Origin of the sequence: Marinobacter bryozoorum (assembly GCF_023156245.1) — a bacterium.
In the GTDB taxonomy this organism is placed as follows: domain Bacteria; phylum Pseudomonadota; class Gammaproteobacteria; order Pseudomonadales; family Oleiphilaceae; genus Marinobacter; species Marinobacter bryozoorum.
Window position 1 is genome coordinate 1 of the sequence record NZ_JAKZAH010000030.1, and the last position, 15,579, is coordinate 15,579.

A 15,579-nucleotide genomic window follows, 5' to 3' on the forward strand; every position below is an offset into this window, starting at 1 on the left:
GAGCCAGAGCCAGAGCCAGAGCCAGAGCCAGAGCCAGAGCCAGAGCCAGAGCCAGAGCCAGAGCCAGAGCCAGAGCCCACCTTCTCTCCGGCGTTACCTGAGCGGTTTGTGTCCCTGGAGTCCCTCAGAAAACGTGAGGGCTGGACGCTGCAGTTGGTGGCCGGCAACCAGGAGCAGACGATCGCCAATATCATTGCCCGCGCTCCGGATAATGAGGCGCTTTCCTATACCCTGGGCGAGCGTAATGGGCAGCCATGGTTTATGCTGGTTTATGGACAGTATCCTACCCGGGATGCTGCCAGGTCGGCGGCCGGCCGTCTCCCGGACAGCTTGGGGGTCAGTGACTCCTGGGTGAGGGCTTTCAGCGACATCTGACGCACCGAACTGGTGCAGGAAGTTGCGATAAAGTCCAGGGAGCCAGGAAAAAGTTGTCTACGTAGTTTTACGTGTGTAGAATCCCTTCCCCCTTTTTTTCGGTGTCGGCTCAATTTTTGCACTATCGTGGTGCGCAAGGGGCTGATATGAAAGCTTTTACACGCGAGAGAACGCTTATGACAACAGGCTTGTATCATCCCGGCGAGTTCCGGGACAACTGTGGTTTCGGCCTGATCGCCCACATGAAGGGCGAGGCAAGCCATAAACTGTTGCAAACCGCTATCGAGTCCCTGACTTGTATGACACACAGGGGGGGCATCGCGGCAGATGGCAAGACAGGCGATGGTTGTGGGCTTCTGATCCAGAGCCCCAAGGCCTTCCTCAATAAAGCTGCAGAAGCAGCATTCGGAAAAAAACCTGGCGACCTCTTTGCAGTTGGCCAGGTTTTTTTAGCTCCGGACGAAGCCCGCGCGGCGGCCGGACGGCAGGCGGTAGAGAAGCGCCTGGTGGAGCAGGGCCTGGAAATCATGGGCTGGCGAGAAGTGCCCACCGACAGCAGCTGCCTGGGGCCCATGGCCCTGGACTGCCTGCCGCGTATTGAGCAGGTCTTTGTGGAGCCGGGTGGCAAGAACGAGAGGGACTTCGGTATCAGCCTGTTCGTAGGCCGGCGCCATGCCGAGCGGGACATGGCCGATGACGATGAGTTCTACATCTGCAGCCTGTCCCACCGGACCCTGGCCTACAAGGGCCTGATGATGCCCGCTGACCTGGCCAACTTCTACCAGGATCTGGGCGACCCGGACCTGGAAACCGCTATCTGCGTGTTCCACCAGCGGTTCTCTACCAATACCATGCCGAGGTGGCCCCTGGCCCAGCCGTTCCGCCTGCTGGCCCATAATGGTGAAATCAATACCATCGATGGTAACCGCAACTGGGCCATTGCCCGGGCGGCCAAGTTCAGCTCGCCGGAGTTGCCGGATCTGCAGACCCTGCAGCCGCTGGTCAACCTGACTGGCTCGGACTCGTCCTCTATGGACAACATGCTGGAAGTGTTGCTGGCCGGTGGTGTGGACCTGTTCCGGGCGGCACGGATGATGATTCCGCCTGCCTGGCAGAACGTGGACACCATGGACTCCGAGTTGCGGGCGTTCTACGAATACAACTCCATGCATATGGAGCCCTGGGATGGCCCGGCCGGGCTGGTTCTGTCCGACGGCCGCTATGCCGTCTGTATGCTGGACCGTAACGGTCTGCGGCCGGCCCGGTGGGTGGTCACCAAGGACGACTTCATCACCCTGGCTTCCGAGATTGGTACCTACCACTACGAGCCGGAGGACGTCGTCGCCAAGGGTCGTGTCGGACCTGGCCAGATGCTGGCCGTGGACACCGAAAGTGGCGAAGTACTGCACACCCAGGATATCGACAAGCGCCTCAAGAGCGCCCAGCCCTACAAGAAGTGGCTGCGGGAAAATGCCCTGCGGGTTGAGTCCACACTGAACTCTGATACACCGGAGTTTCGCCTGATGGACAACGACGAGCTGCAGGTACACCAGAAGATGTACATGGTCACCTACGAGGAGCGTGACCAGGTGCTGCGTCCGCTGGCTGAGAGCGGCCAGGAGGCGGTGGGCTCCATGGGGGATGATACGCCCATGGCAGTTCTGTCCAGCAAGGTTCGCCATGTGGCGGACTACTTCCGCCAGAAGTTCGCCCAGGTCACCAACCCGGCCATCGACCCGCTGCGGGAAGCGGTTGTCATGTCCCTGGAGACCTGTCTTGGCGCCGAGCGGAACGTATTCGAAGAAGGCCCCGAGCATGCCAACCGGGTGATCCTGACCACGCCGGTGCTTTCCCCGGCGAAGTTCCTGCGTATCGAGGGGAATGAGCGTCCCGGCTTTGAGGTAGCGAAAATCCGCCTCAGCTACAGCCCCGAGCGTGGTCTCGAGAATGGCATCCGTGATATCTGCGATGCGGCGGAGAAAGCCGTTCGCGATGACGGCAAGGTGTTGCTGATCCTGTCCGACAAGGATCTCAAGCAGGGTGAGCTGCCCGTTAACAGCCTGATGGCCACCGGTGCCGTGCATCACCACCTGGTACGTCAGGGGCTGCGCTGCGACTCCAATATCATTGTAGAGACCGGCTGGGCGCGGGATCCGCACCACTTTGCCGTGCTGTTTGGCTTTGGCGCCACCGCCGTCTACCCGTATCTGGCCTACCAGGTAATCAACGACCTGATCCGTACCGGCGAGATGCTGATGGACCCCATCGACGCCAAGAACAATTACCGCAAGGGCATCAACAAGGGCCTGCTGAAGATCCTGTCCAAGATGGGGATCTCCACCATTACCTCTTACCGGGGGGCACAGCTGTTCGAGGCCATTGGTATTGCCGGTGAGGTCGTGGACCTTTGCTTCCGGGGTGTACCCAGTCGCATCCAGGGTGCAGCCTTCTATGACTTCCAGCAGGACCAGGAACAACTGGCGGCCACCGCCTGGAAGCGTCGCAAGCCCATCACCCAGGGTGGCCTGCTCAAGTATGTGCACGGCCAGGAGTACCATGCCTTCAACCCGGATGTGGTGCGTACCCTGCAGGATGCGGTGACCAGCGGTGATTACGGCCAGTACCAGGAGTACGCTGGCCTGGTGAATAACCGACCCGTAGCAACCCTGCGGGACCTGTTCGGATTCCGGGACGGCATCCAGCCCATTGACCTGTCGGAAGTAGAACCGGTGGAAAAGATCTTCCCCCGTTTCGATTCCGCCGCCATGTCCCTGGGGGCCCTGTCGCCGGAGGCCCACGAAGCCCTGGCCATGGCCATGAATACCCTGGGTGGTCGCTCGAACTCCGGTGAGGGCGGTGAAGACCCGGCCCGCTACGGTACCGAGCGTCGCTCCAAGATCAAGCAGGTAGCCTCTGGGCGCTTTGGTGTCACGGCGGAATACCTGCGTAGCGCAGACGTTATGCAGATCAAGGTGGCCCAGGGTGCCAAGCCCGGTGAAGGTGGCCAGTTGCCTGGTGGCAAGGTGAACGCCCTGATCGCACGGTTGCGCTACTCGGTGCCCGGGGTGACCCTGATTTCACCGCCGCCGCATCACGACATCTACTCCATCGAGGACCTGGCGCAGCTGATCTTTGACCTCAAGCAGGTGAACCCGGAGGCGCTGGTGTCAGTCAAGCTGGTGTCGGAGCCCGGTGTTGGTACGATCGCCGCGGGTGTTGCCAAGGCCTATGCGGACCTGATCACGGTATCCGGCTACGACGGCGGTACTGCGGCCAGCCCGCTGACGTCTATCCGCTACGCGGGCTCCCCCTGGGAGCTTGGTCTGAGCGAAACCCAGCAGGCCCTCCGGGCCAATGATTTGCGGGGCAAGATCCGCCTGCAGACTGATGGTGGCATCAAAACTGGCCTGGACGTGGTCAAAGGCGCCATTCTCGGTGCCGAGAGCTTTGGTTTCGGGACCACCCCCATGGTCGCACTGGGCTGCAAGTACCTACGTATCTGTCATCTGAACAACTGCGCCACCGGTGTGGCCACCCAGGACGACTACCTGCGGGAGGAGCACTTCAAGGGTACCGTGGAAATGGCCATGAACTTCTTCCGCTTCGTGGCGGAGGAAACTCGCGAATGGATGGCGAAGCTGGGCGTTCGCAGCCTGGAGGAACTGGTGGGTCGCGTTGACCTGCTGGAGCGCCTGCCGGGCGACACCGAGCGCCAGAAGCGCCTGGACCTGAGTCGCCTGGTCAGTAATGACCATATCCCGGCCGACAAGCCGCAAACCTGCCAGGTGGAGCGTAACACCCCGTTTGACGAGGGCGCGCTGGCAGAGCAGATGGTCAAGGATATCCGTAATGCCATTGTGGAGAAATCCGGCGGTGCATGGAGCTACAAGGTCACCAACTGTGACCGTTCCATTGGTGCCCGCTTGTCTGGTGAGATCGCCGCTCTTCATGGCAACCAGGGCATGGCCGATGCACCCATCACCCTGGACCTGAAAGGCACCGCTGGCCAGAGCTTCGGTGTGTGGAACGTCGCAGGCCTGAACCTGGTGCTGGAAGGCGATGCCAACGACTATGTGGGCAAGGGCATGACCGGCGGCAAGCTGGTGGTGCGCCCGCCGCGGGTGAGCACCTTCCAGTCCCAGGAAACCGCCATCATCGGTAACACCTGCCTGTACGGTGCTACCGGCGGCAAGCTGTTTGCTGCCGGTACCGCAGGTGAACGGTTTGGTGTTCGTAACTCCGGTGCCCATGCGGTAGTGGAAGGCGTTGGTGATCACGGTTGTGAGTATATGACCGGCGGCATGGTCGCGGTACTTGGCAATACCGGGTATAACTTCGGTGCCGGTATGACCGGTGGCTTTGCCTATGTGCTGGACCAGTCCAACACCTTCGTGGATAAATATAACCATGAGCTAGTAGAGATCCAGCGTATCTCCCGGGAAGACATGGAGCCCTACCGTAACTACCTGCGGAGTGTGATCCGCGAGCACGTGACGGAAACGGCAAGCGAGTGGGCAAGCCACCTTCTGGAGAATTTCGACGACTACGTAGGCCGTTTCTGGCTGGTCAAGCCAAAGGCTGCCAGCCTGAAGACCCTGCTGGCCAGCACCAGGGCCCGCCCGGAGTAAGCGCCGGGACAAGGTTTTTCGCCGACCCGTCCAAGTCGGGTCGGCGCGTCGAAATTAAGATGATGAGAGCATCACCATGAATGAACGACTGAACAACGATTTCCAGTTTGTCCAGGTTGGGCGGGTTGACCCGAAGAAGGTGCCCGCCAGCAAGCGCCGCAAGAACTTCGGCGAGATCTACTATCAGTTCAAGCCGGCGGACGCCAGCAGCCAGGCTCACCGTTGCCTGGAGTGCGGCAATCCATACTGCGAGTGGAAGTGTCCGGTCCACAACTACATCCCGAACTGGCTCAAGCTGGTGTCGGAAGGCAACATCATGCGGGCGGTGGAACTGTGTCATCAGACCAACTCCCTGCCGGAAGTCTGTGGTCGCGTCTGCCCCCAGGATCGCCTGTGTGAGGGTGCCTGTACCCTGAATGACGGTTATGGCGCCGTGACCATCGGCTCGGTGGAAAAGTACATCACCGACACGGCCTTTGCCCTTGGCTGGAAGCCAGACCTGTCTGACGTCAAGTGGACGGACAAAAAGGTGGCTGTTATTGGTGCAGGTCCGGCAGGCCTGGGCTGTGCTGATATCCTCGTGCGCAATGGCGTCAAGCCCGTGGTTTTTGACCGTTACCCGGAAATCGGCGGCCTGCTGACCTTCGGCATCCCCGAGTTCAAGCTTGAAAAGACGGTCATGACCCGTCGTCGCAAGGTGTTCGAGGAAATGGGCGTGGAGTTCCGGCTTGAAACCGAGGTGGGCAAGGACATCCAGTTGCAGGACATCATTGATGAATATGACGCCGTATTCATGGGCATGGGCACCTACACCTATATGAAGGGTGGCTTCCCTGGTGAAGACCTGCCAGGGGTTTACGACGCCCTGCCGTTCCTGGTTTCCAACGTGAACCGTCGCCTGGGCTTCGAAAAGGACGCCGGCGAGTTCATCGATGTGAAAGGCAAGCGGGTGGTTGTCCTCGGTGGTGGTGACACCGCTATGGACTGCAACCGAACTTCCATTCGACAGCAAGCCGCCAGCGTTACCTGCGCCTATCGTCGGGACGAGGCTAACATGCCTGGTTCCCGCCGGGAGGTGGCCAATGCCAAGGAAGAGGGTGTGAAGTTCCTGTTCAACCGTCAGCCTATTGCCATCATCGGTGAAGACCGGGTGGAAGGCGTGAAGGTGGTCCAGACCCAGCTGGGCGAGCCAGACGAAAATGGCCGTCGTCGCCCGGAAGTGGTGCCTGGTAGTGAGGAAGTTATTCCCGCTGACGCGGTGCTGGTGGCATTCGGTTTCCGCCCGAGCCCGGCGGACTGGTTCAGCGAGCTGAAAGTGGACACCGACGATTCCGGCCGGGTCAACGCACCGGAGGAGTCGGAGTTTGCTTTCCAGACCTCCAATCCCAAGATCTTCGCCGGCGGCGATATGGTGAGAGGTTCTGACCTCGTGGTCACCGCGATCTGGGAAGGCCGCCAGGCTGCCGAGGGTATCCTGGATTACCTGGACCTGTAAGACAGTCCAATTAACGGCTGATCCGTATCAAAAGGGCAGCACCATTCCGGTGGCTGCCCTTTTTTATTGTCGCAAACGCGTTATCATTGCGCGCATCATGACCAGTGGAAAACCGGCTGACCCGGTTTTGCCTGGCCAGTCAGACTCCGAAGATCAGGACCCGATATGAGCGAACTGCAGAACGACCGCTTCCTCCGCGCCCTCATGCGCCAGCCCGTAGACCGCACCCCCGTCTGGATGATGCGCCAGGCCGGTCGTTACCTTCCGGAATACCGCGCGACCCGGGCCAAGGCCGGGGACTTCCTCAGCCTGTGCAAGAACACACCGCTGGCCTGCGAAGTCACCCTGCAGCCCCTTGAGCGTTTTCCGCTGGATGCGGCGATCCTGTTCTCGGACATCCTGACGATCCCTGACGCCCTGGGTCTTGGGCTGTACTTCGAAACCGGCGAAGGCCCCAAGTTCCGTAATGTGATCCGCTCCGAAGCCGACGTTGCCGCTTTGCCGAATTTGAAGGCCGAAGTAGACCTGGACTACGTCATGAACGCGGTTTCCACCATTCGTGGCGCACTGAACGGCCGCGTGCCCCTGATTGGCTTCTCCGGCAGTCCGTGGACCCTGGCGACGTACATGATCGAGGGTGGCTCTTCCAAGACCTTCTCGGAAGCGAAGAAGCTGATGTACGGCCAGCCTGACGTCATGCACCGGTTGCTGGACCACCTGGCGGACTCGGTGATCGATTATCTGAACGGCCAGATCCGGGCGGGCGCCCAGGCGGTGCAGATTTTCGATACCTGGGGTGGGGTGCTCAGCAGTTGGGCCTACCAGGAGTTCTCTCTGGCCTATATGAAGAAGATCGCCGATGGCCTGATCCGCGAGAACGACGGTCGCCGGGTGCCGCTGATTATCTTTACCAAGAACGGCGGTCAGTGGCTGGAGTCCATGGCGGAGTCCGGGGCCGATGCCCTGGGGCTGGACTGGACCACGGATATCGGCAACGCCCGCGCCCGTGTCGGCGACCGGGTAGCCCTGCAGGGCAACATGGACCCGGCAATGTTGTATGCGCCGAAGGAGCGGATTCGCCAGGAGGTGGCCGATATCCTGAAGCGCTACGGCTCAGGGCCTGGTCACATCTTCAATCTCGGCCACGGTATTACACCGGATGTGGATCCGGAGCATGCCGGGGCGTTTATTGAGGCGGTTGTCGAGTTGAGTGGGGAGTATCATCGCTAGGGGTTTGTGTTCGACTCTTTGTACCCTAGCCTGGGTGTGGTTAGTAGCCTGAATGGCTTGGTGTCTGGGCGGTAACCCTTTTGCTGGACAGGTCTGCATGTACCTCTTTGCAGATTTCACCAGTGTTAGTAGCCTGAAGGTGGGGTGCTTGGGCCACCGGGCCGATAACACTTTTCCGGACACGCCGTGGATCCATCCATGGAGGCTCTTCAAAAACGTCCCTGTTTTTGAAGGTCCGGAAAAGTGTTCTCAACCCGATGTCCCTCTAACGTCGGAGATATCGCGAAATTATTCCATGAGGTGGTTTAGTTCGCGATCCAACAAGGCTTGGTCTCCCAGATTCAATTCGACCAAGCGTTTGAGGTGGGCAGCGCTCTCCAGGTCTATATATTCGATCTTGAAGCCTAGCCGATCTGGCTCGATATGGCGCAGGGTAACCGCCATCACAATGGCGCTTTCATGGTCGTTCAGGTGGACCGTCAATTCGCAGGGTTCACCTTCAGATGCTGCCCAGCCCGGCGGCCGACTCACCAGGGCACCCTTCAGCGAAATATCCAAAACCTCTGCAGTTTGAACATCGTCCTGCCAGTAAAGCTCGCATGGTGCATCGAACGAAATTCGTTGAAAACGGCGTTTCTCTGGTTCTTTCTCGGCCATGCCATCACTCCGGGCCATCGTTGTTGTCTTCTCGACTATAGACCTCCGGAGCTACTGAATCCACTGAGGTCCTTACCAGCAATGAGTAGCCATGGTTGGCGATAACGCCAGAGGTTAGAGGGACATCGGGTTGAGAAAACTTTTCCGGACCTTCAAAAACAGGGACGTTTTTGAAGAGCCTCCATGGATGGATTCACGGCGTGTCCGGAAAAGTGTTCTCTGCCCGGTGGCCCCGGCACCGCGCCTTTTAGGCTACTGATCCTGCCGAGACCTGCAAAGAGGTCGTCCGGGCAGAGATTATCGGCCTGGCACCCAGGCACCAAGCCATTCAGGCTACTTACGCAGTCGAGTTCCAAGCGGAAGTGTTCACAGCGCGTCTGGGGACGCCTGACCGATCCAGTACACCCCACATCCAAGGCTGGGGTGCCAGGACCAATCAAAGCTCCTCAAGAGCCGACAACGCCTCACTGAGTTTGGTAACCGGAATCACCTTCATCCCCTCAATGGCCTTGCGGGGTGCATTGGCCTTGGGAACCAGTGCCCGGGTAAACCCGTGCTTGGCGGCTTCGTAGATGCGCTCCTGCCCGGAAGGCACCGGGCGAATCTCGCCGGACAGGCCCACCTCACCAAAAATTACCAGATCCTGGGGCAGGGCGCGGTCGCGGAAGGACGAAACTATTGCCGCCAGCAGGGCCAGGTCAGCGCTGGTCTCGGCGACCTTGACGCCGCCCACCACATTCACAAACACATCCTGATCCGCCACATGCATGCCGCCATGACGGTGCAGCACCGCCAGCAGCATGGCCAGCCGGTTCTGGTCCAGGCCCACTGCTACCCGGCGCGGATAACTGCCCTGGGCCATATCCACCAGTGCCTGGATCTCCACCAGCATGGGTCGGGTGCCTTCCCAGACTACCATCACCACGCTGCCCGGTGCCGCCTCCTCGCCACGGTTCAGGAAAATGGCGCTGGGGTTCTTCACCTCTTTCAGGCCCTGTTCCAGCATGGCGAACACACCCAGCTCATTGACTGCGCCGAAGCGGTTCTTGATGCCCCGCAGGGTGCGGTAGCGGCTGTCGCTGGAGCCTTCCAGAAGGATGGAACAGTCGATCATATGCTCCAGCACCTTGGGGCCGGCCAGGCTGCCATCCTTGGTGACATGGCCCACCAGGAAGAGGATGGTGCCGGTCTGCTTGGCGAAGCGGGTCAGGTAAGCGGCGCTTTCCCGCACCTGGGAGACAGAGCCCGGTGCCGACTCGATATCGGCTACGTGCATCACCTGGATACTGTCCACTACCAGGATCTTCGGCTTCTCGGCTTCCGCTACCTGCAGGAGTCGCTCCACGCTGGTTTCCGACAGCATTTTCAGGTCCCCGGTGGGAACCCCAAGGCGCTTGGCACGCATGGCCACCTGTTGCAGGGATTCCTCGCCGGTGACATACAGTGCCGGAGTCTTCTCGGCCAAGTGGCATACCGCCTGCAGCAGCAACGTACTTTTACCGGCGCCCGGATGGCCACCCATCAGCACGGCAGAGCCTTCCACCAGGCCGCCGCCCAGCACCCGGTCGAACTCCTGCATGCCGGTGCTGATGCGGGGCTGTTCCGCAAGGCTCACTTTATCAAGGCTTTGCACCGCCGACAGGCTGCCGGCGAAGCCTTCGAAGCGGGCGCCGCGGGCACCCCTGGTGCTGCTGCCGCCGACACCGCGAACTTCGCTGATGGTGTTCCAGCCATGGCAGGCGCCGCACTGGCCCTGCCACTTGGAATAGTCAGCACCGCACTCGGTGCATACGAAGGCTGTCTTGGATTTTGCCATGGGTGAATCCTTACTGGATCGCCCCCTCACCCCAACCCCTCTCCCGCCAGGGGGAGAGGGGCTCACTCCGGAGTGTCTTTCAGACTCCGCTCTCCCTTGAGGGGAGAGGGGATGAGGGTGGGGCAGGCAGCTATGAAGTTTGAGCTTACGCCAGCTTCTTGTACTTCATGCGCTTGGGCTGCATGGCAGAGTCCCCCTTGCGCTTCTTGAAGTCTTCATCGTATTCGGTGAAGTTGCCTTCGAAGTACACCACATCGCCGTCATCTTCGAACGCCAGGATGTGGGTGGCTACCCGGTCCAGGAACCAGCGGTCGTGGGAGATGACCAGCGCGGAGCCGGGGAAGTTCAGCAGCGCTTCTTCCAGGGCGCGCAGGGTTTCCACGTCCAGGTCGTTGGTGGGTTCGTCCAGCAGCAGTACGTTACCGCCCTGTTTCAGCAGCTTGGCAAGGTGCAGGCGGTTACGTTCACCACCGGAAAGGTCGCCAACCCGCTTCTGCTGGTCGGTACCCTTGAAGTTAAAGCGGCCAACATAGGCCCGGGACGGAGTCTCGTAGTTGCCCACCTTGATGATGTCCTGGCCGTCGGACAGCTCTTCCCACACAGTGTTGCTGCCGTCCAGGTCACGCATCTGGTCCACGTAGGCCAGTTCCACGGTTTCGCCAATCTCGATCTCACCGGAATCTGGCTTGTCGTAACCGCCAATCATCTTGAACAGGGTGGATTTGCCGGCACCGTTACCACCGATGATGCCGACAATGGCACCCGGTGGAACGCTGAAGGACACGTCCTCGTAAAGAAGGCGATCACCGAAGGACTTGCTGATGCCATTCACCTCAATGACCTTGTTGCCCAGGCGGGGACCCGGTGGAATGTACAGTTCGTTGGTTTCGTTGCGTTTCTGGAATTCCTGGGAACTCATCTCCTCGAAGCGGGCCAGGCGGGCCTTGCTCTTGGACTGACGGCCCTTGGCATTGCTGCGAACCCACTCCAGTTCCTGCTTGATGGCCTTCTGGTGGGAGGCCTCCTGCTTGGATTCCATCTCCAGGCGCTTTTCCTTGTTCTCCAGCCACTGGCTGTAGTTGCCTTCGAACGGAATACCGTGGCCGCGGTCCAGTTCCAGGATCCAGCCGGCCACGTTGTCGAGGAAGTAGCGGTCGTGGGTAATAGCCACGACAGTGCCATCGTAGTCGTGCAGGAAGCGCTCCAGCCAGGCCACGGATTCCGCGTCCAGGTGGTTGGTGGGCTCGTCCAGCAGCAGCATATCCGGGCCAGAGAGCAGCAGGCGGCACAGGGCTACCCGGCGACGCTCACCACCGGAGAGCACCTTGACCTTCTGGTCCCACGGCGGAAGACGCAGGGCGTCGGCCGCCACTTCCATCTTGCGCTCGATGTCGTGGCCGTCGGTGGCCTGCACAATGGCTTCAAGCTCACCCTGCTTCTTGGCCAGCTCGTCGAAATCCGCATCCGGCTCCGCGTACGCGGCGTATACCTTGTCCAGTTCCGCCAGGGCTTCATGAACATGGGAAACGGACTCGTCCACGATTTCCTTGACGGTTTTCTCTTCGTCCAGCTCAGGCTCCTGGGGCAGGTAACCCACCTTGATACCGGGCTGGGGGCGGGCTTCGCCGATGTAATCCTGGTCTACGCCGGCCATAATACGCAGCAGGGTAGACTTACCGGCGCCGTTCAGGCCCAGTACACCGATCTTGGCGCCGGGGAAGAAGCTCAGGGAAATGTCTTTGAGAATCTCGCGCTTGGGCGGAACCACCTTGCCCACGCGGTTCATGGTATAAACGTATTGGGCCATGTTGGCTGTGTCCTCTTTATACTGGTTTGCCACGGAATCCACGGCCCTTCGACAGGCTCAGGGCGAGCGGGCAACTCAAAGACTCTTTTGCCACGAAATCCACGAAAGAACACGAAATAGTCCGTTGATTGACTGAAAGACGCGACTGTTTCGTCTTTCCCTTTCGCATCCTTTCGTGGATTTCGTGGATTTCGTGGATTTCGTGGATTTCGTGGATTTCGTGGATTTCGTGGGAAAACCACATCCAGGTTTTTGTGTTCGCCCTGAGCCTGTCGATCTTTGCGTTCGCCCTGAGCCTGTCGAAGGGCGTGTTCTTCGGTGGCAAAAAGCTTTAATGCAGGCCAGAACGTCGCCTGCTGGAAATCAGAACCCCGTAAGGTATCTAAACCTATTGGGGATAGCAATTGACGCAGAGCGGAATAGCCCCGCGTGCCGGTATCTGCGGACGGTATAAAGGATGATTTTCCACCCGCTTTCGGGATAGAATAGCGGCCCAATTTTTCAGGGGTTCCGGTGGCGCGGATGCGCTTCAGGGCCAGCCATACAGACAGGGGCAGCACATCCATGTTTAATCGTGATATGAAAATCGCCGGTTTCGATGACGAACTGTGGAACGCCATGCAGGCAGAAGAGCAGCGCCAGGAAGCGCACATCGAGCTGATCGCGTCTGAAAACTACACCAGCCCGCGGGTGATGGAAGCCCAGGGTAGTGTGCTGACCAACAAATACGCCGAAGGTTACCCCGGCAAGCGCTACTACGGTGGCTGCGAGTTTGTCGATATCGCCGAGGAACTGGCCATCTCCCGTGCCAAAGAGCTGTTCGGCGCGGCTTACGCCAACGTGCAGCCCCATTCCGGATCCCAGGCCAACTCTGCCGTATTCATGGCACTGCTCAAGCCGGGTGACACGGTACTGGGTATGAGCCTGGCCCACGGCGGTCACCTGACCCACGGTGCTACCGTCAACTTCTCCGGCAAGATCTATAACGCCGTGCAGTATGGCATCAATAACGAGACCGGCCTGATCGATTACGATGAGGTTGAAGCGATGGCGGTCGAGCACAAGCCGAAGATGATCATTGCCGGCTTCTCCGCCTACTCGCAGGAGCTGGACTTTGCCCGCTTCCGTGAGATCGCCGACAAGGTGGGTGCCTACCTGTTTGTGGACATGGCCCATGTGGCTGGCCTGGTAGCCGCCGGCGTCTATCCGGACCCGGTTCCCTATGCACATGTGGTGGCGACCACTACCCACAAGACACTGCGCGGTCCCCGTGGTGGCCTGATCCTGGCCTGCGATGATGAAGGCCTGCAGAAAAAGCTGAACTCGGCCGTGTTCCCGGGTGGTCAGGGCGGTCCGCTGATGCACGTCATTGCGGCCAAGGCTGTGTGCTTCAAGGAAGCCATGAGTGATGACTTCAAGACTTACCAGCAGCAGGTGGTCAAGAACGCCGCCGCCATGGCTGAGGTGTTCATCGAGCGCGGCTATGACGTGGTTTCCGGTGGCACCAAAAATCACCTGTTCCTGGTCAGCCTGATCAAGCAGGACATTACCGGTAAGGACGCAGACGCCGCCCTGGGTCGCGCCCATATCACCGTCAACAAGAACGCGGTTCCCAACGACCCGCGTTCACCATTCGTGACGTCCGGTCTGCGGATCGGTACCCCGGCGGTAACCACCCGCGGCTTCGGTGAGAGTGAATGCCGGGACCTGGCAGGCTGGATGTGCGATATCCTCGACAACCTGGAAGACGAGGCCACCATTGAGCGGGTTCGTGGACAGGTTGAAGCGGTGTGTGCCCGGTTCCCGGTCTACGCCGGCTAACAACGGCAGGAAACCTGCCCGGCCGCTGGTTGATCCGGCGGCCTGTTTCTTTCGGAGCGTCCGATTATGCATTGTCCTTTCTGTGGTGAAGCCGATACCAAGGTGATCGACTCCCGGCTGGTGGCCGAGGGTGATCAGGTACGTCGCCGCAGGGAGTGCCTGTCCTGTCGTGAGCGGTTCACTACCTTCGAGAGTGCCGAGCTGGTAATGCCCCGGGTGGTCAAACAGGACGGCACCCGCCAGCCCTTCGACGAGGAAAAGCTGCGGGCCGGTTTGATGAAGGCACTGGAAAAGCGTCCGGTCGGTATCGAGCAGATTGACGCCGCCCTTAACCGTATCAAATATCGGCTGAGGGCGACCGGCGAGCGGGAAGTGAAGTCCATGACCCTCGGGGAAGAGGTGATGACCGAGTTGCGTCAGTTGGACAAGGTGGCCTACGTACGCTTTGCATCGGTTTATCGCAGCTTCCAGGACGTCAACGAATTCAAGGAGGAAATCGAGCGGCTGTCGGATGGCGCCGACCCGGCGGATGTGGCCAGGGCCCTGGCTGACCGGGATACATCGAAAGGTTCTTCATGACACCCGCTCAGGACACCGCTCTGATGGCCCGGGCCATACAACTGGCCTGGCGCGGTCGTTATTCGACCCATCCCAATCCCCGCGTAGGCTGCGTGATCGCCCGTGGCGACCTGGTGCTGGGAGAGGGTTGGCACGAACGCGCCGGAGAGGCCCATGCTGAAGTGCGGGCCCTGAGCCAGGCGGGCCCGGATGCCCGGGGCGCGACCGCCTATGTGACCCTGGAACCCTGCAGCCACTTCGGTCGAACGCCGCCCTGTTCCCGGGCGCTGATTGATGCCGGCGTGGCCCGGGTAGTGGTGGCCAGTGAAGACCCCAATCCCACCGTCTCCGGGCGGGGCCTGCAGCAGTTGCGGGACGCCGGTATCCGGGTCAAGGACGGGGTGCTGCGGGAAGAGGCGGCAAAGCTGAACCCGGGTTTTCTCAAGCGCATGCGCTCCGGGCGGCCCTGGGTTCGACTCAAGATTGCCTCAAGCCTGGATGGCCGCACCGCCATGGCCTCGGGCGAGAGCAAGTGGATCACCGGGGCGGAGTCCCGCAGCGATGTACAACGGCTGCGGGCCATGAGTGATGCGATCCTTACCGGGGTCAACACGGTGTTGGTGGATGACCCCTCCCTGACCGTGCGACGCAATGAGCTGGGGAATATTGGTCAGGCCACCGAGCCATCGCGGCAGCCCCTGCGATTGATTGCCGACCGGGACGCCCGCACGCCCCCGACGGCGAAAATCCTCCAGGGTGGTGATGTACATCTGTTCTGTTCTGAGGAGGCCTTGTCCACGGGTCCGGCACAGGATCTGTCGGCCCTTGGTGTAACACTGAATGGCGTAGGCTGGCAGGACAGCGGGGTCAACCTCGGGCAGTTGCTGGACCGGCTGGGCGAGCTTGGCGTTAATGAATTGCTGGTGGAAGCGGGGCCGACCCTGGCGGGGGGCTTTATCGTGGAAGGACTGGTGGACGAACTCTGGCTCTACCAGGCGCCCATTTTCCTGGGCAGTGAAGGCCGGCCTACCGCAAGGCTGCCCTTTAACGACATGTGTGAAAAAATTGAATGGCTGGTCACCGATCGTCGCCAGTTGGGGGTGGATACCCGGCTAATACTGACGCCCAAGGTGCTCGCGCCGAATCTCTCTGCCGTTGACTGAACTCTTCGGCAGACCCATGCATTAACACC

11 protein-coding genes are annotated in these 15,579 nt (G+C 60.3%); 7 read left to right on the plus strand and 4 right to left on the minus strand.

Going from position 1 to position 15,579, the window contains the following annotated elements; genetic code table 11:
* The 4 genes from MLC59_RS14435 to hemE form a co-directional block, all read left to right on the plus strand.
* Positions 1-375 (plus strand): SPOR domain-containing protein (locus MLC59_RS14435; RefSeq protein WP_248235449.1); only part of this gene is annotated, 375 nt, incomplete at its 5' end.
* A gap of 176 nt (positions 376-551) precedes the next feature.
* Entirely contained in the window at positions 552-5,003 is a 4,452-nt protein-coding gene (gene gltB, locus MLC59_RS14440) for a glutamate synthase large subunit (RefSeq protein WP_248235451.1), read from the plus strand.
* 76 nt (positions 5,004-5,079) lie between these two features.
* Complete coding sequence (locus tag MLC59_RS14445) at positions 5,080-6,498, plus strand: FAD-dependent oxidoreductase (protein WP_248235456.1); 1,419 nt, start codon at positions 5,080-5,082, stop codon at positions 6,496-6,498.
* A gap of 165 nt (positions 6,499-6,663) precedes the next feature.
* Positions 6,664-7,728 (plus strand): uroporphyrinogen decarboxylase, encoded by a 1,065-nt coding sequence (gene hemE / locus MLC59_RS14450; RefSeq protein ID WP_091851327.1) that lies wholly within the window; start codon positions 6,664-6,666, stop codon positions 7,726-7,728.
* Positions 7,729-8,016: 288 nt separating this feature from the next.
* Here the strand turns inward: hemE and MLC59_RS14455 are convergent, their stop codons facing one another.
* The 4 genes from MLC59_RS14455 to MLC59_RS14470 all read right to left on the minus strand — a co-directional run bounded on the left by MLC59_RS14455 (position 8,017) and on the right by MLC59_RS14470 (position 12,574).
* Positions 8,017-8,385, minus strand: coding sequence for a PilZ domain-containing protein (locus MLC59_RS14455; protein ID WP_091851330.1), 369 nt, complete (start codon positions 8,383-8,385; stop codon positions 8,017-8,019).
* Between the two features lie 436 nt (positions 8,386-8,821).
* The gene (gene radA, locus MLC59_RS14460; protein ID WP_248235492.1) at positions 8,822-10,201 is read right to left on the minus strand and encodes a DNA repair protein RadA; all 1,380 of its coding nucleotides are present in this window, start codon (positions 10,199-10,201) and stop codon (positions 8,822-8,824) included.
* Between the two features lie 145 nt (positions 10,202-10,346).
* Positions 10,347-12,008, minus strand: coding sequence for an energy-dependent translational throttle protein EttA (ettA, locus tag MLC59_RS14465; RefSeq protein WP_091851336.1), 1,662 nt, complete (start codon positions 12,006-12,008; stop codon positions 10,347-10,349).
* Positions 11,984-12,574 carry a hypothetical protein gene (locus tag MLC59_RS14470; RefSeq protein ID WP_248235494.1) on the minus strand — a complete coding sequence of 197 codons (591 nt, stop codon included), beginning with the start codon at positions 12,572-12,574 and terminating at the stop codon, positions 11,984-11,986. The genes ettA and MLC59_RS14470 overlap by 25 nt, the downstream gene beginning before the upstream one ends.
* Between MLC59_RS14470 and glyA the strand changes: the two genes are divergently transcribed.
* From glyA to ribD, 3 genes are all read left to right on the plus strand, one after another.
* Entirely contained in the window at positions 12,573-13,829 is a 1,257-nt protein-coding gene (gene glyA / locus MLC59_RS14475; RefSeq protein ID WP_248235497.1) for a serine hydroxymethyltransferase, read from the plus strand. The two genes, MLC59_RS14470 and glyA, sit on opposite strands and share 2 nt — an antisense overlap.
* 66 nt (positions 13,830-13,895) lie before the next feature.
* The gene (gene nrdR / locus MLC59_RS14480) at positions 13,896-14,408 is read left to right on the plus strand and encodes a transcriptional regulator NrdR (protein ID WP_091851343.1); all 513 of its coding nucleotides are present in this window, start codon (positions 13,896-13,898) and stop codon (positions 14,406-14,408) included.
* Complete coding sequence (ribD, locus tag MLC59_RS14485; RefSeq protein WP_248235500.1) at positions 14,405-15,550, plus strand: bifunctional diaminohydroxyphosphoribosylaminopyrimidine deaminase/5-amino-6-(5-phosphoribosylamino)uracil reductase RibD; 1,146 nt, start codon at positions 14,405-14,407, stop codon at positions 15,548-15,550. The genes nrdR and ribD overlap by 4 nt, the downstream gene beginning before the upstream one ends.
* Positions 15,551-15,579 lie beyond the last annotated feature (29 nt).

What these genes read in the sequence shown, in the direction of transcription:
- MLC59_RS14470 (WP_248235494.1), bottom strand. Translation starts at nt 12,574, where the DNA reads ATGGATGTGCTGCCCCTGTCTGTATGGCTGGCCCTGAAGCGCATCCGC.
- glyA (WP_248235497.1), top strand. Translation starts at nt 12,573, where the DNA reads ATGTTTAATCGTGATATGAAAATCGCCGGTTTCGATGACGAACTGTGG.
- MLC59_RS14455 (WP_091851330.1), bottom strand. Translation starts at nt 8,385, where the DNA reads ATGGCCGAGAAAGAACCAGAGAAACGCCGTTTTCAACGAATTTCGTTC.
- ettA (WP_091851336.1), bottom strand. Translation starts at nt 12,008, where the DNA reads ATGGCCCAATACGTTTATACCATGAACCGCGTGGGCAAGGTGGTTCCG.
- MLC59_RS14445 (WP_248235456.1), top strand. Translation starts at nt 5,080, where the DNA reads ATGAATGAACGACTGAACAACGATTTCCAGTTTGTCCAGGTTGGGCGG.
- nrdR (WP_091851343.1), top strand. Translation starts at nt 13,896, where the DNA reads ATGCATTGTCCTTTCTGTGGTGAAGCCGATACCAAGGTGATCGACTCC.
- hemE (WP_091851327.1), top strand. Translation starts at nt 6,664, where the DNA reads ATGAGCGAACTGCAGAACGACCGCTTCCTCCGCGCCCTCATGCGCCAG.
- radA (WP_248235492.1), bottom strand. Translation starts at nt 10,201, where the DNA reads ATGGCAAAATCCAAGACAGCCTTCGTATGCACCGAGTGCGGTGCTGAC.
- ribD (WP_248235500.1), top strand. Translation starts at nt 14,405, where the DNA reads ATGACACCCGCTCAGGACACCGCTCTGATGGCCCGGGCCATACAACTG.
- gltB (WP_248235451.1), top strand. Translation starts at nt 552, where the DNA reads ATGACAACAGGCTTGTATCATCCCGGCGAGTTCCGGGACAACTGTGGT.